20 protein-coding genes and 1 other RNA gene are annotated in these 21416 nt (G+C 66.1%); 14 read left to right on the top strand and 7 right to left on the bottom strand.

The genetic code is table 11. The features are described from left to right. Positions 1-25: 25 nt before the first annotated feature. Together ISO4_RS05055 and ISO4_RS05050 are read left to right on the top strand one after the other, a co-directional pair. Positions 26-3013: a parallel beta-helix domain-containing protein gene (locus ISO4_RS05055; protein ID WP_194855372.1), complete on the top strand. Its 2988-nt coding sequence runs from the start codon at positions 26-28 to the stop codon at positions 3011-3013. 234 nt (positions 3014-3247) lie between these two features. After that, positions 3248-4810, top strand: a complete 1563-nt coding sequence (locus ISO4_RS05050) for a methyl-accepting chemotaxis protein (protein ID WP_194855371.1) — start codon at positions 3248-3250, stop codon at positions 4808-4810. Here ISO4_RS05050 and ISO4_RS05045 read toward each other — a convergent pair. Next, entirely contained in the window at positions 4782-5843 is a 1062-nt protein-coding gene (locus ISO4_RS05045) for a 3-deoxy-7-phosphoheptulonate synthase (RefSeq protein WP_142949649.1), read from the bottom strand. The genes ISO4_RS05050 and ISO4_RS05045 overlap by 29 nt on opposite strands. A gap of 352 nt (positions 5844-6195) precedes the next feature. Between ISO4_RS05045 and ISO4_RS05040 the strand changes: the two genes are divergently transcribed. From ISO4_RS05040 to ISO4_RS05015, 6 genes are read left to right on the top strand one after another with little or no spacing between them, the layout of a single operon-like run. Beyond that, complete coding sequence (locus ISO4_RS05040; protein ID WP_142949650.1) at positions 6196-7374, top strand: acetyl-CoA C-acetyltransferase; 1179 nt, start codon at positions 6196-6198, stop codon at positions 7372-7374. 10 nt (positions 7375-7384) lie between these two features. Next, entirely contained in the window at positions 7385-8428 is a 1044-nt protein-coding gene (pyrC, locus tag ISO4_RS05035) for a dihydroorotase (RefSeq protein ID WP_194855370.1), read from the top strand. Beyond that, positions 8425-9429, top strand: coding sequence for a CobW family GTP-binding protein (locus ISO4_RS05030; protein WP_194855369.1), 1005 nt, complete (start codon positions 8425-8427; stop codon positions 9427-9429). The genes pyrC and ISO4_RS05030 overlap by 4 nt, the downstream gene beginning before the upstream one ends. A gap of 35 nt (positions 9430-9464) precedes the next feature. Beyond that, on the top strand, positions 9465-9962 hold the full coding sequence (locus ISO4_RS05025; RefSeq protein ID WP_194855368.1) for a ZrgA family zinc uptake protein: 498 nt from the start codon (positions 9465-9467) through the stop codon (positions 9960-9962). Positions 9963-9985: 23 nt separating this feature from the next. After that, positions 9986-10315 carry a DMT family transporter gene (locus ISO4_RS05020; protein ID WP_194855367.1) on the top strand — a complete coding sequence of 110 codons (330 nt, stop codon included), beginning with the start codon at positions 9986-9988 and terminating at the stop codon, positions 10313-10315. A 24-nt stretch (positions 10316-10339) separates the two neighbouring features. Next, positions 10340-12505 carry an acetyl-CoA hydrolase/transferase C-terminal domain-containing protein gene (locus ISO4_RS05015; RefSeq protein WP_323745337.1) on the top strand — a complete coding sequence of 722 codons (2166 nt, stop codon included), beginning with the start codon at positions 10340-10342 and terminating at the stop codon, positions 12503-12505. Between the two features lie 9 nt (positions 12506-12514). Here the strand turns inward: ISO4_RS05015 and ISO4_RS05010 are convergent, their stop codons facing one another. From ISO4_RS05010 to ISO4_RS04985, 6 genes are all read right to left on the bottom strand, one after another. After that, positions 12515-13372, bottom strand: a complete 858-nt coding sequence (locus tag ISO4_RS05010; RefSeq protein ID WP_194855366.1) for a pirin family protein — start codon at positions 13370-13372, stop codon at positions 12515-12517. A gap of 66 nt (positions 13373-13438) precedes the next feature. After that, the gene (locus tag ISO4_RS05005; protein WP_194855365.1) at positions 13439-13996 is read right to left on the bottom strand and encodes a DUF4282 domain-containing protein; all 558 of its coding nucleotides are present in this window, start codon (positions 13994-13996) and stop codon (positions 13439-13441) included. Further along, positions 13990-15030: a DUF2804 domain-containing protein gene (locus tag ISO4_RS05000; RefSeq protein WP_194855364.1), complete on the bottom strand. Its 1041-nt coding sequence runs from the start codon at positions 15028-15030 to the stop codon at positions 13990-13992. Before ISO4_RS05000 ends, ISO4_RS05005 begins: the two co-directional genes overlap by 7 nt. Positions 15031-15062: 32 nt before the next feature. Further along, entirely contained in the window at positions 15063-15881 is an 819-nt protein-coding gene (locus tag ISO4_RS04995) for a DUF1853 family protein (RefSeq protein ID WP_194855363.1), read from the bottom strand. Next, entirely contained in the window at positions 15878-16426 is a 549-nt protein-coding gene (locus tag ISO4_RS04990; protein WP_067609143.1) for a PadR family transcriptional regulator, read from the bottom strand. The genes ISO4_RS04995 and ISO4_RS04990 overlap by 4 nt, the downstream gene beginning before the upstream one ends. Positions 16427-16638: 212 nt before the next feature. Next, entirely contained in the window at positions 16639-17316 is a 678-nt protein-coding gene (locus tag ISO4_RS04985; protein ID WP_194855362.1) for a hypothetical protein, read from the bottom strand. A 141-nt stretch (positions 17317-17457) separates the two neighbouring features. Between ISO4_RS04985 and ISO4_RS04980 the strand changes: the two genes are divergently transcribed. From ISO4_RS04980 to dnaX, 6 genes are all read left to right on the top strand, one after another. Continuing rightward, a complete protein-coding gene (locus ISO4_RS04980) occupies positions 17458-17928 on the top strand; it encodes a YbjN domain-containing protein (RefSeq protein WP_142949659.1) in 471 nt (156 codons plus the stop codon). Positions 17929-18023: 95 nt separating this feature from the next. Continuing rightward, positions 18024-18620, top strand: a complete 597-nt coding sequence (locus ISO4_RS04975) for a 2OG-Fe(II) oxygenase (protein ID WP_323745336.1) — start codon at positions 18024-18026, stop codon at positions 18618-18620. A gap of 145 nt (positions 18621-18765) precedes the next feature. After that, positions 18766-19188: an Hsp20 family protein gene (locus ISO4_RS04970; protein ID WP_194855361.1), complete on the top strand. Its 423-nt coding sequence runs from the start codon at positions 18766-18768 to the stop codon at positions 19186-19188. A gap of 186 nt (positions 19189-19374) precedes the next feature. Continuing rightward, complete coding sequence (locus ISO4_RS04965; protein ID WP_142949662.1) at positions 19375-19893, top strand: hypothetical protein; 519 nt, start codon at positions 19375-19377, stop codon at positions 19891-19893. Between the two features lie 69 nt (positions 19894-19962). After that, positions 19963-20059: signal recognition particle sRNA small type (gene ffs / locus ISO4_RS04960), an RNA gene on the top strand. A gap of 111 nt (positions 20060-20170) precedes the next feature. Then, positions 20171-21416 (top strand): DNA polymerase III subunit gamma/tau (gene dnaX, locus ISO4_RS04955; protein ID WP_194855360.1); only part of this gene is annotated, 1246 nt, incomplete at its 3' end.

Genomic DNA, 21416 nt, shown 5'->3' with positions numbered 1-21416 from the left:
GGCCAACACCAACAGGGGAACGACCATGAACGGCAACACATCCTGGTTAGCGCTACTGACGTTGATGCTGGGGCTGACACTGAGCGGCTGCGGCGGTGACTCCGGCGGCGACGGCGGCGCCACGCCGTCGCCGGCGCCCAACCAGCCCGAGGAAGAAGAACCGGACCGCTTCACCGAGGGCCGGACTTTTCTCATTGAGCCCGGCGAAGGGGCCACCGAGGACATGGTCAACGCCATGATCCAGCTGCGCCCCCGGGACACCCTGGAATTCGCCTGCGGCTATTTCAATCTGGACCAGGGCCTGCTGATCCAGGCCACCGAGGACGTGCTGATCAAGGGCTGCGGCAAGGACGAAACCGTGCTGTCGTTCCGCGACAGCGCCAACGTCACCGGCCTGGAAGCGCTCAACGTGCGCGGCATCACCGTGCGTGATCTGACCATCCTCGACTCCCCCGGCGACGCCTTCAAACTCAAGGGCGTCAAATGGGGCACGCTGAGCAACGTGCGCGCGATCTGGTCCGGTGGCGGTGGCCCGATCACCGAGGACAACTACCCGCAGCGCCTGAACGTGGCCTGCACCGCGCCGCCGTTCAACGAGGGCGACCCGGCCCCGGACTACGTGCCCAGCTCCGACAGCGGCCGCTACGGCATCTACCCGGTGGAGTCCGAGAACATTCTGGTGGAGGAATCGGAATCGGTGGGCGCCTCCGACGCCGGCATCTACGTGGGCCAGACCAACACCGCCATCATCCGCGACAGCCGCGCGGTGTATAACGTCATGGGCTTCGAGATCGAAAACGTCCAGGGCGGTGAATACGATTCCAACCTGGCGGAGTGCAACACCGGCGGCTTCCTGATCTACGATCTGGAAAACATCACCCAGTACGGCGACACCTCGGTGATGCTCAACAACACCGCCCGCAACAACAACACCTATAACTTCGCCCACAGCGGTCTGGTATCGGTGGTGCCGCGCGGCGTCGGCTTTATCACCCTGGGTTACGACAACATCGAAGTGGTGGATAACGTTTTCGAGGACCACAGCACCGCCGCGGTGCTCTATATCAGCTATGAACTGATTGACGGCCCCGGCGGCACCGCCGACAAAAAACTCGACCCCTACACCGAAGGGCTGCACATCCACGACAACGTGATGCGCAATTCCGGCTATGACCTGCCGCCGCCGGATCTGGAGAAAACCCTCAACGGGGAAATCGAAAGCGTGCTGCCGACCTTGATCGGCCTGAAGAACCTGCCCACCATCAACGACCCGGCGCAGTTTCTCTCCAGCCTGCAGAACCTGGCCAACCTGGGTAAGGGCGCGCACATCATCTGGGACGGCCTGCGTGACGAGCTGGATGAGGACTGCCCCTATCCGGTGGACGCCCAGGGCAACCCGGTACCCCAGGATGAGCACGGCAAGCCGCTGCACACCAACCAGCATCCCAACCCGTCCTGCCACTACAACGCCTACAAGTTCGACGACCAGGGCAACCGCAAGCTGCCGCGCTGGGGTTCCTGTATCCATGACAACGAACTGTCCGACGACAGCGCGCCCTACCTGAATTTCCACGGCACCGACGGCCTGGAACTGGTGATCGGCCTGGTCGACCAGGACCTGTCCATCCTCACCCCCGGCGGCCTGCTGGATATCGTCGGCGGCCTGCTCAACTTCCCGTCGGACACCAACCTGTCCGACCACGACTGCCAGGCCCGTTTCGGCAGCGTGTTGCCGTCCCTGCCGAGGGTGGAGATTCCGCCGTTCGAGCCCAGCGGCGACTTCGACCCGGCCGCCTCCGAGGAATACATCGCGCATCTCTGCGAGGCGGAAGTGGAAGAGGGCGAGATCAACCGCGCGGCCTTCGAGGTGGATTGCCCGCTGTTGTCCCAGTACAACCTGTTCGCCGAAGCGGACGACCCGCGCAGCCTGCCCCACGAAGGCGGCGTGCCCTACGTGCTCAACAGCAAACTGTTCTCCGACCACGCCACCAAGTACCGGGTGCTGTTCGTGCCCCCGGGCGAACAGGCGGTTTACCGCGACGGGCAGGGCGGCAACAACGTGAACGGCACCATCGACTTCCCGGTGGGCACGGTGATCGCCAAGACCTTCGCCTTCACCGACGAAGCCAACAACAGCGAAGCGCTGGTGGAAACCCGGCTGCTGATCAAGAGAGTGAGCCAGAGCGGCAAGGCGTTCTGGGCCGGGCTGCCCTACATCTGGGAGCAGAACAACCAGGGTGAACCGGTGGCGGTGCTGACCCCCGGCGGCGGCAGCCGCGCGGCGAGCTGGCACTTCCGCGACGCCGATACCGGCACCTTGATCACCGGGTCCACCGACAGCTATTCGGTGCCCAACGCCAACCAGTGCATCACCTGCCACGGCAACGACGACCGGCCCGCCGGCAGCGCGCCGATCGGCCCCAAGCCGCGCAACCTGAACCGCGCCTACCAGCCGGAAAGCAGCTTCATGGGCACCGCCGGTCAGGCCGGTTTCCCGCGCGTTAACCAGCTGCAGTACTGGGTCGATCAGGGCCTGCTGGCCGGCGCCCCGGAGCTGGAACTGGACGGGCAGGGCGTGGCCACCAACGTGGAGCGGCTGCCGCGCTGGAACGTGCCCGGCGACGGCGGCGACACCGCCAACTCACCGGCGGACATCGAGCACCGCCTGCGCGCCTATCTGGAAGTGAACTGCCAGCATTGCCACAACGACAAGGGCGCCGCGTCCAACACCGGGTATTACCTGGACGTGTTCCGCGCCGTGGACGCGGGTTACGGCATCTGCAAGAAGCCCACCGCCACCGGCGGCGGGTCCTGCGGCCGCCAGCACGTGGTGGTGCCGGGCAGCAGCGACGATTCCATCGTCTCCTGCCGCATGGAGGCGGAAAACGACCCGCAACGGATGATGCCGCCGATCGCGCGCAGCGTCGCCCACGACGGCGCCACCGCCCTGATGCGGCAGTGGATCAACACCGTGGTGGACGGTGATTACGACAACGCCGACGGCTGCAACTGAGCCCGCCGGCATACTTTCTCCTCCCTAGGGCGGCTTCGGCCGCCTTTTTTTATCTTTTTTCTAAAGAAAGCCGTTCCCCGGCCGATATCTTTTTCCGCTTTTTTATCAATTTTCAGCGTTTGGTTTTCGGCGCTAAAACATTGATTTAAAACAACAAAAAGTCACTTTGTCGTCTTTCCTTCATGGTTTGCGGCTAGCCTTTCCAGCCATTGTTCATGAGCTGGGGGAAAGCCAATGAATCGGCTTAACAACATGACGGTGAAGACGAGTTGGAGCCTGGTGCTGCTGGCGTTCAGTGTGATTATTCTGCTGATCGGCGGGCTGAGCATTTACACCAGCCACCAGAGCCGGCAATCGTTCGAGACGTTGAATCAGACCCATGTGGAGCGGGCGGGCGCCTTGCAGCGTACCTATATCAACCTGCTGCAGGCGCAGGTGGCCATGGACCGCGCCGCCGAGCTGGTGCGGGTGCCATCCTTTGATGAACCCGGGCCGGTGCTGGATCAGGCGGCGGGGTTCATCGAACAGGCACAGCGGCATTTTGAAAACTTCCTGGCGATGACCGGCGAAGGCGCGGCGATGCAGGCCGTGGTGCCGCTGTCCGACGCCATGGACCGGCTCACGGACGTGGGCCTGCGGCTGCAACTGGTGCTGCTCCGTGAGGGCGACTTCGCCGGCTACCGCTCCGGGCGCTCGCGGCTCAACGGCATGAGCCAGGATTTTATCAACGCCGCGGACGCTTTTCTGGCCGATTCACGGGCCGCCGCCAATGCGCTGGTGTCGCGTTTCGACCGGCGCGTGCAACGGCTGGACGCCGCCATGGTGGCGGCGGTGCTCGCCGCCCTGCTGATGGTCGCGGCGGTGTTGTGGGGGGTCACGGTGAACGTGATCCGGCCCCTGCGCAACGTGATCGGGCACCTGGACCGCATCGCCGACGGCGACCTGTCCGAGGCGATTCCGCCACGCGGCAACAACGATATCGGGCGCCTCTACGCCGGCCTGGCGCGCATGCAGGGCAGCCTGGCCGCCATCGTCGGGCAGGTGCGCACCAGCAGCGAACGGATTCAGGACGCGGCGGTGGAAACTACACGGGGCAACACCGATCTTTCCACCCGCTTTGAACAACTGTCCGCGTCGCTGGTGGAAACCTCCGCCAGCATGGAACAGCTCACCGCCACCGTGAAAGACAACGACGAGCACGCTGACCAGGCCCACCGGCTGGCCGGCGATGCCGGCGGCGTGGCGGCCCGCGGCGGCGACGCGGTGGCACGGGTGGTGGACACCATGGGGCTGATCGAAACGCGCTCCCAGCGCATTGAGCAGATTGTCGGGTCCATCGAAGGGATCGCCTTTCAGACCAATATTCTGGCGCTGAACGCCTCGGTGGAGGCGGCGCGGGCCGGCGAGCACGGCAGCGGCTTCGCCGTGGTGGCCGAGGAAGTGCGTCTGCTGGCGCAGAACAGCGACCGGCTGGCCAAGGAAATCCGCACGCTGATCGTCGACTCCAGCGCCGAGGTGGCGCGAGGCTCGGAGCAGGCCGCCCAGGCCGGCGACACCATGGCCGAGATCGTCGCCGCGGTGGAGCGGGTATCGGCGATCATGGCGCGCATCAGCGGCGCCTCCGCCGAGCAGACCCGGGGCATCGAGCAGATCGGCCTGGCGGTGTCGCAAATGGACCGGGTCACCCAGCAGAACGTCACCCTGGTGGCCGCCGCCGCGGAGCGTGCGGAGACCCTGGAGAGTCAGGCCGGTTTGCTGATGCGCGAAGTCAGGGAGTTTCGATTAACTCACCAATAAGGTCTTCGGTCTGGCCCCAGCCGAGACAGGCGTCGGTGATCGACACGCCGTAGCGCAGCGGGTGGGCCAGCGGCTGGCTGCCGTCGTGCAGGTGGCTTTCCAGCATCACGCCGGCGATGGCGCGCTCGCCGTCGCGGCGCTGCTGGATCAGGTCGCGGGCCACCAGCGGCTGGCGGCGCGGGTCCTTGCCGCTGTTGGCGTGGCTGCAGTCCACCATCAGACGCGGGTTGAGCCCGGCCTGCGCCAGTTCCTCGCGCGCCGCCTGAATTTGCTCGGCGTGGTAGTTGGGGCCGCCCCGGCCGCCGCGCAACACCAGGTGGGTGTCCGGGTTGCCGGCGGTTTCCAGCAGCGCCGGGTGGCCCTCGTCATCGACGCCCAGATGGGCGTGCGGGTGGGCGGCCGCCTGCATGGCGTCCCGGGCCACCGCGATGCCGCCGTCGGTGCCGTTCTTGAAGCCCACCGGCAACGACAGGCCGCTGACCAGCTCCCGGTGGATCTGGGATTCGGTGGTGCGGGCACCGATCGCCGCCCAGCTGAGAAGGTCCTCCAGGTAGCTCGCCGCCACCGGGCTGAGCAGCTCGCTGGCCAGGGGCAGGCCCAGGCCGGCCAGATCACGCAGCAGCTCCCGGCACACACGCAGGCCTTCCGCCAGATCCTGGCGGCCGTCCAGGTGCGGGTCGTAGAGCAGCCCTTTCCAGCCCACCGTGGTGCGCGGCTTCTCCACGTAGGCGCGCATCACCAGCAGGGCACGGTCGCTGACCCGGTCGGCGAGGGCGGCGAGCCGCCGGCCGTATTCCAGCGCCGCCTCCGGGTCGTGCAGCGAGCACGGGCCGGTGACGATCAGCAGGCGATCGTCCTCGCCGTTGAGGATGTCGCGCACCGCCTGGCGCTGGGCGGCGATGCGCGTGCCCAGGGCGGCGTCCACGGGCAGCGTCTGGCGTAGCTGCCGGGCGCTGGGCAGACGGCGGCTCACGGTCCCCGACGCGGGTGTCGAAGAGTCGTCGGCGGTGACGGCGGCAAGACTGGCGTTCATAGCAACTTCCTTAATTTTGATCATCCTGAAACGAAAAAACCCCGGCGGGACGACCAGCCGGGGTTTCAGGATTCTACGGCAGGCGTCCCGAAGCGGGCGCCTGACCGGATAGAGGTCAGACGCGCGCGCGGCTAAACCAATATCCGTAGAAATAGCAGGCAGCAGCCAGCGCCACCGCGGAAGCGGTGTTCACAAGCATCAGGTTGTCGAGCAGTGCTGCGGCCATGGAATCTCCAAAATCTATGCTTGAAGCCTAACGGCCTTTCGCGTTCAGCGCAATGGGGGCGCCACGGCGGCCGTGTTACCATGCGCGGTTAACAGCTGCTCATGAATCTTAGCTTGGGAGAACAACATGCAAGACGTGGTCATTGTCGCCGCCACCCGCACCGCCATCGGCCGCTTCCAGGGCGGGCTCGCGGACGTCCCCGCCACCAAACTCGGTGAAGCGGTGGTGCGCCGCCTGCTGGCGGACACCGGCGTGGAGCCGGGCGCGGTCAGCGAAGTGATCCTCGGCCAGGTGCTCACCGCCGGCGCCGGCCAGAACACCGCCCGGCAGACCTCGATCTTCGCCGGCCTGCCCGACGAAGTGCCGGCCATGACCATCAACAAGGTGTGCGGCTCCGGCCTGAAAGCGGTGCACCTGGGCAGCCAGGCGATCCGCTGCGGCGAGGCCGACGTGATCATCGCCGGCGGCCAGGAAAGCATGAGCCTGGCCCCCTATGTGCTGCCCAAGGCGCGCACCGGCCTGCGCATGGGCCATGCCAGCCTGGTGGATTCGATGATTCAAGACGGCCTGTGGGACGCCTTCAACGACTTCCATATGGGCATCACCGCCGAGAATCTGGCGCAGAAATACAGCCTCAGCCGGGAAGCCCAGGACGCCTTCGCGGCCGCTTCCCACCGGAAGGCGGCGGCCGCCATCAACGAAGGCCGCTTCAAGAATGAGATCACCCCGGTGGAAGTACCGCAGCGCAAGGGCGACCCGAAGATCGTCGACACCGACGAGCAGCCGCGTGGCGACACCACCGCCGAGTCCCTGGGTGGCCTGCGCGCCGCCTTCAAAAAGGACGGCACCGTCACCGCCGGCAACGCCTCGGCGCTGAACGACGGCGCCGCCGCCGTGATGTTGATGAGCGAAGCGCGCGCCAACCAGCTGGGCCTGCCGATCCTCGCCCGTCTGGCCGGCCAGGCCAGCGCCGGCGTGGATCCGGCGATCATGGGCATCGGCCCGGTGTCCGCCACCCGCCGCTGCCTGGAGCGCGCCGGCTGGTCCCTGGATCAGGTGGACCTGATCGAAGCCAATGAAGCCTTCGCCGCCCAGTCCCTGGCGGTGGGCAAGGACCTGGAGTGGGACCAGGACAAGGTCAACGTCAACGGCGGCGCCATCGCCCTGGGCCACCCGATCGGCGCGTCCGGCTGCCGGGTGCTGGTAACGCTGCTCCACGAAATGCAGCGCCGCGACGTGAAGAAGGGCCTGGCGACCCTGTGCATCGGTGGCGGTCAGGGCGTCGCCCTGGCGGTGGAACGTTGAGGGCGCGCTGATGACCGATACTCTGACCCTGACCCGCCCGGACGACTGGCACCTGCACTTCCGCGACGGCGCCATGCTGGAGGAAACCGTGCCCGCCACCGCGCGGGTGTTCCGCCGCGCCATCGTGATGCCCAACCTGACGCCGCCGGTGACCACCGTGGCGCTGGCCGAGGCCTACCGCGAGCGCATCCTGGCGGCGATTCCGGCGGGCGTGGATTTCGAGCCGCTGATGGTGCTCTATCTGACCGACGAAACCCCGGTGGAGGAGATCGAACGGGCGGCGCAAAGCCCGTTTGTGCATGCCTTCAAGCTGTACCCGGCCGGGGCCACCACCAACTCGGACAGCGGCGTCACCAACCCGGCGCGCATTCACCATCTCTACGAGGCACTGGAAAAGCACGATCTGCCGTTCCTGGTGCACGGCGAGGTGACCGAGCCGGAAATCGACATCTTCGACCGCGAGCGGGTGTTCATCGACCGCTACCTGAACGACATTCGCGAACGGTTCCCGGCGCTGCGTATCGTGTTCGAGCACGTCACCACCTCGGAAGGCGTGGACTTCGTGCGCGAGGGCGGCGACCTGACCGCCGCCACCGTCACCCCCCAGCATCTGTTGATGAACCGCAACGACCTGCTGGTCGGCGGCGTGCGCCCGCACAACTACTGCCTGCCGGTCCTCAAGCGGCGCACCCACCAGCAGGCGATTCAGCAGGCGGTGCTGGAAGGGCATCCGCGCTTTTTCCTGGGCACCGACTCCGCCCCCCACGCCCGCGACAAGAAGGAAGCGGCGTGCGGCTGCGCGGGTTGCTACTCGGCCCGGGCGGCGCTGCCTTTGTACGCGTCCTTTCTCGACCGCCACGGAGCGCTGGACAAGCTGGAAGGCTTCGCCAGCCATTTCGGCGCCGACTTCTACCGGCTGCCGCGCAACCCGGACACCGTGAACCTGGAGCGGCGCGACTGGGCCGTGCCGGAGACGGTCACCGCCGCCGGTGAAGACATGGTGCCGTTCATGGCCGGTCAGGCGCTGCCCTGGGCGATCCGCGAAAGCCAATGACGGCGCCGATCCCGCTGGTGGTGCTGACCGGGTTTCTCGGCAGTGGCAAGACCACCTTGCTTAACCGCTGGCTCGACCAGCGCGGCGACCTGGCGGTGGTGATTAACGAGCTGGGCGAGATCGGCATCGACAAGGATCTGGCCCGGCGCGTGGGCGCGCCGATCAGCCTGTTGGCCGGCGGCTGTGTCTGCTGTGCCGTGCAGGGCACCCTGCGCACCACCTTGCGCAATCTCTACATGGCCCGGGCCGGCGGCGATCTGCCGCCGTTTTCGACGGTGCTGCTGGAAACCACCGGTGCCGCCGACCCCTTCGGCGTGACCGCCGTGCTGGAACAGGACGCCTGGCTGCGCAAGCGCTTCACGCTGCGCTCAATCCTGACCACCGTGGATACCGTGGCCGGCGAGGCGGCACTGGCCCGCTTCCCGGAGGCCCTGGAGCAGGTCACCGCCGCCGATCAACTGCTGCTGACCAAGACCGACCGGGCGACGGCGGCGCAACGCGGCGCCCTGGTCGACGCGTTGCGCCGTCTTAACCCCCGCGCCGGGGTGGACGACGCGGCCAGCGCCGACGCCGGGCTGCTGGACCGGGATTTCCCCCGCCAGTGCCGGATCACCGGCACCCTGGCGCCGACCGGCGCGGTGGCCACCCTGGCGCCACGGCCGAAACGGCGCGGCCACCACCTGCATCCGTCGGGTCTACGCTGGCGCGGGCGGATCGCCTATGATCGCCTGCAGGAGGCGCTGGCGGCACTGCGTGCCGAGGCCGGCGACGAACTGGTGCGCCTGAAGGGCCTGGTGGCCATTGATAAGCTGGACGGGCCTTTGCTGATCCAGGCGGTGGCCGGCCAGGCGGTGGAGGTGGCGCCGTTGCCGGCCTGGCCCGGCGGCGACGAGGACAGCCGCCTGGTGGTGATCGCCGCCGGCGAGGACGCCGGCACCCCGACGCGCTGGCTGGAGCATTGGCGTATTTATCTCGGGCTCGCGGACGTGGCCAGTGCCTGAGCCCGGTTGCCATGGAATGGAAACGAGGAAGGATCATGCGTCTGTTTATCGCTGTCATGGTGTTGAGTCTCGCCGTCACCGGTGCCGCCGCCGAGGGCGACCGCGCCGCCGGTGACCTGGAAATCGCCCGCAAGGGCCAGGCGCTGATCGCGCGCCTGACGTTGCCCGCCGAACAAGTGGTGGGCTTCAGCCACCGGCCGGAGAGCGACGAAGAAAAAATCGCGGTCACCGAGGCGCTGGCGCGGCTCGGCAAAGCCGACAATGTGCTGGTGCCGGCGGCGGAAGCCGGCTGCACGGTGACCCGGGAGGAGGCGACCACCACCCTGATGCCGCCGGCCACCCCGGACCCCGCCGAATTCCAGGCGCGTTACGCCTGGCGCTGCGAAAGCCCGGACGGGCTGGTGGCGGCGGACGTGCCGCTGCTGGAATTTCTCAACGGCGTCGCCCTGGACGCGTTGGTGGTGAATGGCGAGCACCGTTTCGAGCGCCGCATCGCGCCCCCCGAAACACGCTTGCCGCTGCTGGCGGACTGATTCGACGCCCGCAAGGAGCCGATATGGGCTATTGGTATTTAGTGGTGGCGATCCTCAGTGAGGTGGTCGCCACTTCCGCCTTGAACGCCTCCCAGGGGTTCACACGTTTTTGGCCGTCCATGGTTACGGTGGTGGGCTATTGTTTGGCGTTTTATTTTTTGTCGCTGACCTTGCGCACCGTGCCCATGGGCATCGCCTATGCGGTGTGGGCCGGCGCCGGCATCGTCTTGATCGCGATTTCCGGCGCCATCTTTTTCAAACAGTTACCCGACCTGCCCGCGGTCTTGGGTATGCTGTTCATTATTGTCGGTGTGGTGCTGGTCAGCGCCGTGTCGCGCACCGCCGGCCATTGAAAACGTACCGATAAGGAGAACGCCGTGCCCGAGCAAATGGACGATGCCCTGAAAGCGGCCGACAGGATCATTGAACTCACCGGTGGTGAAATACGGCTGGGGTTGCCGCTGGGGTTGGGCAAGCCGAACCGTCTGGTCAACGCGCTCTATCAGCGGGCCACGGAAAACCCGGACGTCCGGCTGGACATCTATACCGCTCTGTCACTGGGCCGCCCGGGCGCCGGCAGCGATTTGGAAAAGCGTTTTCTGGAGCCCTTCGCGGAGCGGGTGTTCGGTGACTATGAAGAGCTGGACTACCTGAAGGCCGCCAAGAAAGATCAGCTGCCCGACAACATCCGGGTGTTCGAGTTTTTCTTTCAGCCGGGCAGCATGCTGGGCAGCAACAGCGCGCAACGCCATTACATCAGCGTCAACTACACCCACGCCGCCCGTGACCTGAACGCGCGCGGCGTGAACGTGGTGGCGCAATTGCTGGCGTGCCGTCCGGGGGCCGATGGCGAGAACGGCAACGATTACAGTTTCTCCTGCAACCCGGAAGTGACGTTGGAACTGTTGCCCATGCTCAAGGCCCGCCGCGACGCCGGTGAAACCATCGTCACCGTGGGGCAGGTGCACCGCGATCTGCCGTTCATGGAAAACGACGCCCGGGTGGGCGAGTGGCTCGCCGACATGGACATCCTGCTGGATGACCCTCAGGGGCACACCCGGCTGTTCAGCACGCCCAATATGCCGGTGAATCTGCAGGACCATTTTGTCGGCCTGCACGCCAGCTCGCTGGTCCGTGACGGCGGCACGCTGCAGATCGGCATCGGCGCCCTGGGTGACGCCCTGGTGCATCACACCCTGCGTCGCCAGCAGCACAACGATAACTACCGCGCCCTGTTGAACGCGCTCGATCTGCCCGACGAACACCGGGCGCTGATCGAGCGCGAAGGCGGCACCGGCCGTTTCGACCAGGGCCTCTACGGCTGCAGCGAGATGATGACCCACGGTCTGCTGCGGTTGATCGATGAGGGCATCATCCGCCGTCCGGTGTACGACTGGTCGGCACTGCAGCGCTACGTTCTGGCGCACCCGCAGGCGCGGCCGGACTGGTCGCTGCTGGACGCGCTGCGTCAGGACAGCGGCGTATCGTCACCGATGACGCCGGAGCAGCTCGCCCGGCTGACCCGCTTCGGCGTGCTGCGCGCCGGGGTGGTGGTGGAAGCCAGCCACCTGCGTCTGCCCAATGACGACAGCGTGCCCAATGATCTGGACCATCCCGACACGCGGGAAGCGCTGGAAGGCCTGTTCGGCGATCGCCTCAATGGCGGCATCATCATGCACGGCGGCTTTTTCCTCGGCCCTGAAGCGTTCTATCAGCGGCTGCGGGAACTGGACGACGACACCCGGGCGGCGATCAACATGACCCGGGTGAACATCATCAACGACCTCTACGGCGGCGAGGATCTGCGCCTTCTGCAACGCCGCGATGCGCGCTTCGTCAATACGGCGTTCACCGCCACGCTGCTGGGCGCGGCGGTCTCTGATCAGCTTGAGGACGGTCGGGTGCTCAGCGGCGTCGGCGGCCAGTACAACTTCGTCAGCCAGGCCCATGAACTGCCCGGTGCGCGCTCCATTCTGATGACCCGGGCGTGGCGCGAGCGCGGCGGCGAGGCGGCCTCCAATGTGCTGTTCTCCTACGCGCACAACACCATTCCCCGCCATCTGCGCGATATGGTGATTACCGAATACGGGGTGGCGGACCTGCGCGGAAAAACCGATGAAGAAGTGGTCATGGCCATGCTCAACGTGGCCGACAGCCGCTTCCAGGTGGAGCTGATGGAACAGGCCCAGGAGGCCGGCAAACTGCGCCGGGACTACAGCATTCCGGAGCGCTTCCGGCACAACAATCCGGAATTTCTACGCCGGGTGGCGGAGACCGGCGGCGAAGGCTCTTTCGCCACCTTCCCGCTGGGCACCGATTTCGACGAGCGCGAACAGCGCCTGATGAAGGCGCTCACCTGGCTCAAGGAAAAAGTCAGCCAGAAGGACTTCCTGTCCCTGGGCCGCCGCGCGCTGCTCGGCGACCACGACGCGGAACGCTACCAGGCCGAGCTGGCGCGCATGGGGCTGGCGGACACCGACGGCTTGCGCGAGCGCTTGTATCAGCGCTTGCTGCTCACCGCGTTGGACGCCACCGAAGCCTGATGCCGCCGCTTATTCCGGCAGCGGTATCCATTCGGTTTCCCCGGGCACGCCGGGGAACCGCTGGTGGCGCCAGTCGTCCCGGGCTTTTTCGATGCGCTCTTTATCGGATGACACGAAATTCCAGTTGATATAGCGCCGGCCGGGCAGGGCGGCGCCGCCGAACAGCATCAGCCGGGCCGGCTCCTCCAACGCTTCCAGCAACCAGCTGCGTTGGCCGTCCAATGTCATCACATGATGAAGCGGCAGCGGTTCGTCGCCGGCCGTGGGGCTGCCGGAGACCACATAGACGGCGCGCTCCTGATCGCTGGGCGGTAGCGGCAGGGAGCCGCCGGCATCCAGTTGAATATCCACGTACAGCGCCGGTGAGGCAGTGGGCACCGGCGACTGCACGCCGAAAGCCCCGCCGATCAACACCCGCGCCCGCACGCCCCGGCTCTGGTAGAGCGGCAGGCTGTCCTGGGGGTGATGGCTGAAGGCGGGCTCGCCGTTCTCTTTGTCTTCCGGCAACGCCAGCCAGGTCTGGATCCCTTCCACTTCGATGCCGTCCCGGCGCACGTCTTCGGGCACCCGTTCGGAATGCACGACGCCGTGGCCGGCGGTCATCAGATTGATGGCGCCGGGCTCGATCCGTTGCACGGTGCCGAGGCTGTCGCGGTGGTCCATGGCGCCGCTGAACAGATAGGTGACCGTGGCCAGGCCGATATGCGGGTGCGGGCGGACGTCGCCATTGCGGCCGCCGGCCTCGAACGCCGACGGGCCCATATGATCAAAAAAGATAAAGGGGCCGATGCGCTGCCGGCCGGCGGCGGGCAACAGCCGGCGCACCGGAAAACCGATGTCGCGGGCATGGGGTTTGAGCAGTTCCATGATTAGGGCCTCGTTCGGCGCTGAGGCTTTCAGTATACGCCGGACAGGGCGCCCCCGCGCCGGTTGTCAGTCGTCCCGTTCGCCGGGTCGGGGTTTGTCGTTGCGCCGCATGTCGCCGCGGCGCGGCCCGGCCAGCACCCGCCAGAACGGAATCCGCCGGGTCACCGAGACCATCTCGTCCACTGAATCGCCGATGCCGGACAGCCGGTCCACGGTGTCGCGCAGCCCCACCAGCTGATCCACATGCTCGGAAATCTTGAACACCACCATGTAGAACTCCAGCAACGCGCGCAGCAGCGTGGCCATGAACAGAAACAGCAGCGGCCCGCCCACGAACAGAAAAAACAGACCGCGCCAGGTGGAGGCCATGAACGCCTCCGCGCACAGATACACCAGGCCCAGGCCGATGGCGGTCAGCGCCACGCCGTATACCCCCGGAATCACCTGAATGATCATGTATTTGTCGAAGCGGAAATTGAACAGCTCCCGCCAGTATTGCAGCGCCCAGAACAGGCCGCGTCGCAGACGCTCATTGACGGCGTCGCCCTGGGGCGGCTCAGGCTGATGGGGTGCGCCGGCGTCGGCCGGCCCGGTGTCGTTGCTCTCGCGATGGTCGTCTACCATTTGGCGTACTGCTCCTCGACGAAGCCGTGCAGGCCGTGCACGGCCAGGGGCGATTCGCCGGCGACGCGTATCTCGCCGTCGAAGCGCCCGAAAATTTGTTGGAAATTACTGGCGAACAGACCCAGGTTCAGGCGCTCGCGGTGGCTGCCCAACGGCGTGAACCGCAGCGCCACCTGGCCGCACCGGCTGTCCACCCGCCAGGGCTGTGTCAGATCGTCGCGATCATACGCGAACGCGGTGCCGTCCACCTTGATCCGCCGGCCGTCCACCCACACGCAGTTCTCATTGACACTGGTCTCGTTCACCCCGCAGGACAGGTTCAGCCCCAGCCGGCGCCCCTTCACCCGACCCGACAAGCAGGCCCAGTTCCAGAACGTCTCCCGGCGCATATAACCGGCGGAAAAATCATGGTGGCCACCGGCGCCGTTCAACGTGCCCAGATCCAGCGTGTCGCCGTCGCGGCGCAATTCCCCGGACACATCCACACCGGCCACCTTGTTGGCGTAGGTCCAGCCGTTGATGCCGGTGCGCGTGCACAGCGACATCGGCTGATACCCGGCCGGCTCATGCAGAGCCGCCTGCAGATTCAACCCCGGCATCGTCACCGTCAGCGACTTCCGGCGCGTGCCGCCCGGCGCCTGGGAGTAGCCCATGGCAATGTTCACCTTGCCCTGCCGGAAACGGCTCTCGCCGTCCACCGGCGAATCACTCAACGTCAGCGCCCGCCCCAGCGGCGAGCGCCAGGTGTGCTCGCTCAACGCCCCGGTCCGGGTGTCGAACACATAGAAAAACGCCATGCCCAGATACGCCGTATCCGCGAACGCGCAGCCGATCAGCAGTTCATCACTGACCACGCCGAAATACTGGAACTGCTTGTAATGAAAGTGCCGCGCCCGACGGGACGCCGGCTTGCCGAGCGGCGTGCGGTAGTCGTAGTCGCGACCGTTGATGCGAGCCACCGTATCTTCGAAAAGCCCGGTGGTGATATCGCCGTTTTTATTGATCAGTAACCGGTCGGGCTGGTGCTGGGTCATGAAGTGCTCGCGTTGTAGTTGGTCGGTCGCGCTCAGTGATCGGGCCAGCTGTCCGGGGCGGCAAAAGTGAGGCGGCCCGACTCGGTTCCTATCATCACCGGCGACGACAAGGTCTGAACATAGTCGCGCAACACCTCGGCGGCAACAAAGTCAGTCCGGTTGTCGGACAAGGTTTGATGGTAGTGCCATTGGTCGTGTGGAATAACCACGCCAGGGGTTTCGAGTGACCGCGCGTACAACCAGCTTCCCCGTTGATGGGACGGATTGGCTTCCTTGGGCAGGGCGGTCTCGCGTTCGGTATGAAACAGCCGCCCCCGTGTGAGCAGCATCTTTCGGCTCACACGCCAGCCCTGCTCGGCAAGCAAGGTGGTGACCACAGGGTCGTCACAACGGGCCAGTTGACGGTCATGAAGATGGCGAATTTTAGTGGCTAACTGATCCCGTGGGTCGGTCCCCGGCCAGGCACGTTCCGCCGGCTCGCCGGGCAGGCCCAGGTAGAACTTCAGCGCCAGCTCCCAGTGCATCAGGTCGCCGGTGTCCCGGTCCTCGACCAGCATGTCCAGTTCGCCGAGGGTGTTGCCATTGAGGCGCAGGGGCACGTTGCGGGCCACCAGGCGGTAGCGTTGGCTGTGTTGGAGGACGGCGGCGACCAGGTTTTCGAAGTGCAGGCCGAGCCGGCGCGGGCGGGGTTGTTCGACGAGGGTGGCGGCGGCCCGGCGCAGTACGCCGGGTTCGCCGGCGCACTGCCGGAGGATGGCGTCGGCGCTGTCACAGCCGGGTGGCGGTGTGATCAGCGGCGGCGCCTGAGTCAGCCATGCCAGCTCCCCGGCGAGGGTCGCCGGGTCGCTCACGAGGTGGGCAGGCCCACCGAGGCGTGTTCCAGGGCCTGACGGACTTCCTCGGCCCATTGCAGCCAGGCGCGCTGGTCGAGGATGCCACGGCGTACCGTCAGGTAGCTGTACAGGTTCTCTTCGCGGCCTTGTTCGTCCAGGCGCTGGGCCAGGGCTTCAAAGGTGGCGAGGCGTTCCCGTCGTTGTTTGGACAGTTGTTCCAGTTCCCCCAGTAGTGCGCCCGAGTCCGCCAGTTGCCCACCGGCGACCTTGACCATGAAGGCGTCGCGGATGCGGGCGGGCCCGGCGGGCTTCTTTAGCCATCGGATCAACTCCTGCCGGCCGTCCTCGGTGATGCTGTAGAGTTTTTTGTCCGGCTTCCCCTCCTGCGGCACATGGCGAAAACTGACCATGTGTTGCTCGTTAAGCTTCCCCAGTTCCAGGTAAATCTGCTGGTGGGTGGCATTCCACACCAGGCCAATACTATTGGCGAATTCCCTGGCGAGGTCATAGCCGCTGGCTTCTTGGTCTTGCAGTAGGACAAGAATAGCGTGGCGCAGTGACACGGCTGACTCCTCGGTTCGTTATTCGTGGTACTAGAGGGATAGTAGAGAGCCGCTTGCGCGCTGCGCAATCCGTTGTATAAGCACTTTTGTAAAAACTTAGTGACGTTCCTTCCGCTCCCGGTACGAGCGTAAGTGTTTGTTATCAAATCGTTTTATTTCGGAATCGGAATGAAACCCGGACGCCGCCGGGCGGCGCCGGGAAGGCCGTCGGCCTAGCGGGTAATTTGCATGGAACGGTAGTACACGGCGGACTGCAGGAACTGCTCGTCATCCAGGTTGGGGATCACTTTATTGATCACGCCGTAGCTGGCCCGGCGGGTGGTGTCGACGCCCACGTCGGCGACCTTGCGCAGGATCGGGCCGAAGCCGAGCAGCGCGATGGGCTTGTTGAAGTACCACTTGAGCGCTTCGTCGGTGACGCCGCGCAGGTAGGCGACCATCTCGTCGCGGGCGGCGGCGTTGGTGGTGCCGTCCTCGGCCATGTCGGCGAGGCCGCGCCCCTGGGCGGCGAGCGGGTCGCTGATCGGGAAGGCCACGTACCAGTAGGCCTGGTCCGGGCCGGGGAAGCGGATCTCATCCATGTATTCGGCGGCGGCTTTGTTTTGTTCCAGGTCCATTTTGCGGGCGCTGCGGCCGATCACCAGGCGGGTGGCCTTGGAAATGGTATCCGACGCCACCTGCACCAGGCGCTTCTGGGTGCCGCTCAGGCCGGACATGGCGGCCGGTTGCAGAAAGAAGGCGTCCAGGGCTTCGTCGATAAAGGTGGTCATGATCTTTTCCACCACCTTGGGCTCGGGTTTGCTGGCGCCGTCGCGCATGCGCTGGATGAAGCCGTCGGTGGTCTGGTGCAGGTCGTCGCTGGAGCGGAAGGCCACGTAAGTTGTTGTCATTGTCTCTCTCTGTGGGGGAGTTTGCTGAATCATAACCACCGTTCCACCCGGCGGCGCAAGTGGGCCGATTTTCCGAGGCAACCTCTTTCCTTTAGGTTGCGAATGCCGGATGATGCGCCCCCTGAACAGAGGAGTAAGCCGATGCTGACGGTGGTCACGCCGGATGCGGAGCAAGTCACGCGCTGGCTGGAACAGGCCAACATCCAACACTATATCTGCGACCAGTGCCATGGCCTGCATCTTTCCGAACTGCAGGGCCGGGAAGGGGTGGTGGACGCGCGTCTGTTCGTGGAAGAAGACGGGGTGTTGTTCTCCACCGAGCTGGAAGTCAGGCCGGCGGCGTTGTTCACGGTGCAGGCGGACCTTACCCGCCTGAATATGGAATACCCCTCCCTGAAGCTGTTCCTGGATGTGAACGACGACTCCATGCCGCGGCTGGTCGCCTGCGACCTGCTGCTGGGCCGCCGGGGCGTCACCTTCGAGCAATTTCTCTATTTCGTGCAGGCGACGCTGGACGCCACCGTGCAACTGCTGGAAGATTCCCAGCAGGCCGACTGGTTGTTCTGGCCCGACGACGATGTCCCGCCCGCCGAACCGGGCTCGTTGCACTAATACGGCACCCGCCTTCCGAGGACCCCGCCCTGGAAAATCACGCTGATCTGTTCGACGGCGGCAGCCCCCGCTGCCAGCGGCTGATCGATGATCTGGTGGCCCGGCAGTACGCCGTGGCGCCCAATTACTTCCCCGCCCACCTGGTGCGCGCCCTGCGCCGCGAGGCCTTGCTGCGTGACCGGCGTGGGGAATTCCAGAGTGCCGGCATCGGCCGGCGCGGCGAACACCAGCACAACGCCCGCGTGCGCCGCGACCGCACCCTGTGGCTGGACGGGTCGACGCTGGCCCAGTGCCGTCTGCTGGGCGAGTTCGAGCAACTGCGGCTGGCGGTGAACCGGCAGCTGTTCATGGGCTTGTTCGATCTCGAATCCCACTTCGCGGTGTACGACCCCGGGGCGTTCTACCGGCGCCACCTGGACGCCTTCAACGGCCGCAACGGGCGGGTATTGTCCGTGGTGGTGTACCTGAACGATCAATGGCGCAGCGAAGAGGGCGGCCGCCTCCGTGTCTGGGCCGACCCGGATGCGATTCACCCGGCCACCGAAGTGGAGCCGCGCGCCGGTACCCTGGTTTGCTTTCTCAGCGACCGGATTCCCCACGAGGTACTGGAAGCCCGCCGCCAGCGGGTCTCCGTGGCCGGCTGGTTCCGTTGTAACAACAGCACCGCGGACCGCCCCGACCCACCCTGCTAATCCCTTCTTGAAAGCCTTGAAATCCGTTTTGGTGACCCTATTTATTTCACCGTGACGAACAGCCGGCTGAAGTTGTCACGCCTACTTGAAGATTGTTTGCGCGGTCGCCTGCGGGGACCGCTTACGATGCTATGGAGGTAACGTGATGAATACTTTGGCACCCCTTTTCCGGCACAGCGTGGGTTTCGACCGGTTCGACGACTGGTTGGAAACGGCCCTGCGTTCGGATCAGTCCAACGGCTACCCGCCCTATGACATTATCCGCGAAAGCGACGGCACCTACCGGGTGGTGATGGCGGTGGCCGGCTTCAGCCGCGCGGACCTGGACATCACCGTGCAGGAAAACCTGCTGCGCATCAGCGGCAAACCGGCGGAAGAAGACAGCGAGCAGCGCACCTGGCTGCATCGGGGCATTGCCCGCCGCGGTTTCGAACGCAGCTTCCGGCTCGCCGACCACGTTCAGGTGGAGGGCGCGACCATGGAAGACGGCCTGCTGATCGTGCATCTGTCCCGGGTGGTTCCGGAGGCGCACAAACCGCGCCAGATCCCAATCGGGGAACCGCACTAAACCGCCCGAAGGGCCGGCCCGCGCCGGCCCTGTTTCGTTTATCCCGTTTCGATATGAGCGCTCCGCCCATATAGCAAAGCAATCTAGCTTCTTCACTGCGTACCCCGGCGCCCCGGTAGCACAATCGAAGGCGAGGGCCCGGAGAGGGCGGTACCGGGCCGGCCCAAGGTGACAGGGAGAAGCATCGTGAAACGGTTCTATTATCTGACCGCGTCGATCGACAGCGTGCAGCATATTTCCCGGGATCTGGACCGCGCCGGCATCGACGCCGGACGGTTGCACGTGCTGGGGCGCGACCCGGGGCCGCTGGAAGCGGCCAAGGTGCACGGCACCACCATATGGGAAGACACCGAGATCATGCACACCGGCTTTCTGGGCGCGCTGATCGGCGCCATCGCCGGCATCGTGCTGGGCTTCATGCTGGCCGGCATGGACCCCTGGGGCTGGCAGTTGTCGGTGAGCGTGGTGCCGATCACCACCTTGTTCGGCCTGTGCTTCGGCGCCTGGCTGGGCGGCATCTTCGGTATTTCATCGCGCAACCACCACCTGCGGCCCTATTGGCGCGAGGTGGAGAAGGGCCAGTACCTGGTGATGGTGGACGCCGATGACGACGCCCAGGCCGGACGCATCGTGCGGGTGATGAACGACAGCCACGGCGAGGCCCGGGAAGTGGGCCGCGAGGATTCTTTCAGCCCGTTCGACTGAGCCGCGCTTGCAAAGAATCCGGCCTTTGGCCACAATGCGCGCTCGCTGAAAAGCGCGTTATGGCCGACCCGCTGGTCCCCCCGCAACGACAAACTGTAAACCCCGCCAGGCCCGGAAGGGAGCAACGGTAGCAGTGGACTCGTGTGCCGGGGTGCGGCTGGCGGGAAGGCCTCCAATTTCTTCCCCCGTCATGCCCCTCCCGCTGTCTTAAACCGGTCAGATTCGCTAGCATACGGCTTTCCCCCGAAGCCCCGGATAGCCCTTTGGCTGGAGAGCGATGAGTTACCAGGTTCTCGCCCGCAAATATCGACCGCGCACCTTCGACGAGCTGGTGGGCCAGGAGCATGTGTCCCGGGCGCTCACCCACGCGCTGGATCAGGACCGCCTGCACCACGCCTATTTGTTCACCGGCACCCGCGGGGTCGGCAAGACCACCATCGCGCGCATCCTGTCCCGCTGTCTGAACTGCGAAGAGGGGGTCAGCAGCCGCCCGTGCGGGGTCTGCCCCACCTGCGAGGAAATCGGCGAAGGCCGCTTCGTGGATCTGATCGAGGTGGACGCCGCCAGCCGTACCAAGGTGGAGGACACCCGCGAGCTGCTCGAGAATGTGCAGTACGCGCCCACCCGGGGCCGCTACAAGGTGTACCTGATCGATGAGGTGCACATGCTTTCGGCGCACTCCTTCAATGCGTTGCTGAAGACGCTGGAAGAGCCGCCACCGCACGTGAAATTCCTGCTCGCCACCACCGACCCCCAGCGTCTGCCGGTAACGGTGCTGTCCCGCTGTCTGCAGTTCAGCCTCAAGGCGCTGCCCGCCGAGCAGATCGCCGGCCACCTGAAAGCCCTGCTCGAGCGCGAGATGATCCGCTTCGAGGAGCCGGCGCTGCTGGCACTGGGCCGGGCGGCGCAGGGCTCCATGCGCGACGCCCTGAGCCTCACCGACCAGGCGATTTCGTTCGGCGGCGAGCAGCTCAGCGCCCAGTCGGTGAGCGCCATGCTGGGCACCGTGGACCGGGGCCATGTGCATACCCTGCTGGAAGCGCTGGCCGGTGGCGAAGCCGCCGGTGTGCTGCAGGGGCTGGCGGCGATCGCCGAGCACGCGCCCGACGAGCTGGCCCTGCTCGATGAGCTGGTATCCGCCCTGCACGAGCTGGCGGTGATCCAGGCGCTGGGCGGGGAGGGCGCCGACCCGACCATGGCGGGCCTGGCGGAGCGCTTCCAGGCGGAACAGATTCAACTCTATTACGACGTGGCGCTGCGCGGACGGCGGGATATCCAGGACGCTCCGGACGCGCGGGCGGCCCTGGAAATGATCCTGCTGCGCATGGTGCTGTTTTCCCCGCGTGGCGTGCTGCCGGGCGGAGAGGCCCGCGCCCCGGCAAAAAAGCCTGACGCCCCGGCGCCGTCGCCCCAGGGCGGCGGGCCGGGGGATTTGCGCGCCTTGCTCGGCGGTGACACGGGCCGACGCACCGCGCCCAAGGAGCCGGTGGCGCCGGAGCCCCGGGCCGAAGCAACACCGCCCG

It is taken from the genome of Alloalcanivorax venustensis ISO4 (genome assembly GCF_015356855.1).
GTDB lineage: Bacteria > Pseudomonadota > Gammaproteobacteria > Pseudomonadales > Alcanivoracaceae > Alloalcanivorax > Alloalcanivorax venustensis.
The sequence above is the reverse complement of the archived record's forward strand: the minus strand, read 5'-3'. Positions and strand labels throughout refer to the sequence as shown.